1 protein-coding gene is annotated in these 1,132 nt (G+C 60.2%); it reads right to left on the reverse strand.

Annotated features, from left to right (window positions below; genetic code table 11):
- Positions 1-1,077 (reverse strand): IS3 family transposase gene (locus AC2FNZ_RS08495; protein ID WP_496840213.1). Its coding sequence is split into 2 segments (ribosomal slippage), with 1,078 coding nucleotides annotated over them: positions 1-813 and positions 813-1,077; the frame shifts between segments, so codons are not numbered across the junction. This gene is flagged as partial in the annotation.
- Positions 1,078-1,132: the final 55 nt, after the last annotated feature.

Here is a 1,132-nt window from a genome sequence, read left to right on the forward strand (position 1 = left end):
GTGGGCGGTAACCCAAGGCGCTGTGTGGTCGTTTCGTGTTGTAGTGCCTCCTCCATTGTTCGATCAGGATCTGCGCCTCGCGCAGACTGTAGAAGATTTCCCCGTTGAGTAGCTCGTCGCGGAACCGAGCGTTGAAGCTTTCGCAATAACCGTTCTCCCAAGGGGAGCCGGGCTCTATGTAGGCGGTCTTGGCGCCGACGGCAGCGATCCAGTCCTGGACGACCTGCGCCACGAACTCGGGGCCATTGTCTGAACGGATGAAGGTCGGCACGCCGTGGAGAATGAACAGGTCACTCAGCGCGTCGATTACATCGGTCGAGTTCAGCTTTCGCTTCACCCGGATCGCCAGGCATTCCCGACTGTGTTCGTCGAGGATGTTCAGCGTCCGGAATGCTTTTCCATCATCGGTCCTGCAATGCACGAAGTCGTAGCTCCAGACGTGGTTGCGGTACTCCGGCCGCAATCGGACGCAGGTGCCGTCATTCAACCAGAGCCGTCCCTTCTTCGGCTGTTTCATTGGCACTTTCAGCCCCTCCCGCCGCCATAGCCGCTCGACGCGCTTGTCGTTGACCTGCCAGCCGGCATCTCTCAGCAAGGCCGCGATCCGGCGATAGCAATAACGCCCGTACTGGCGTGCAAGCTCGATCATGTCCGCCACCAGGCGTTGCTCGTCAGCCCGACCCTTCGGCAGCCTTCGCTGCGTCGAGCGGTGCTGGAGCAGCACCCGGCAGGCCCGACGCTCCGATACCTTCAGCGCGTTGCGCACATGATCGATGCAGGCCCGACGGCGGGCGGGGCTCAGAAGTTTCCCTTTGCGGCCTCAGTCAGGATCAGCTTGTCCAGCGTCAGGTCCGAAACAGCCTTTCTCAGCCGCTCGTTCTCCTTCTGTAGCCGTTTGAGTTCCCTGAGTTGGTCGGTTCCCATCCCACCATACTGCTTGCGCCAGCGAAAATAGGTCTGCTCGGTAATGCGCACCTCACGGATCGCATCCACCCGTGCCATCCCCTGGCCGACAAGCACCTCAACCTGCCGCAGCTTCGTGACAATTTCTTCCGGCTTGTGTCTCTTCGTTGCCATTCTGATCCTCCGTTTTCCTAAACATAACGGCGGACCACTTCATTGGGGGAGGATC

It is taken from the genome of Ruegeria sp. SAZA006, from assembly GCF_059613465.1.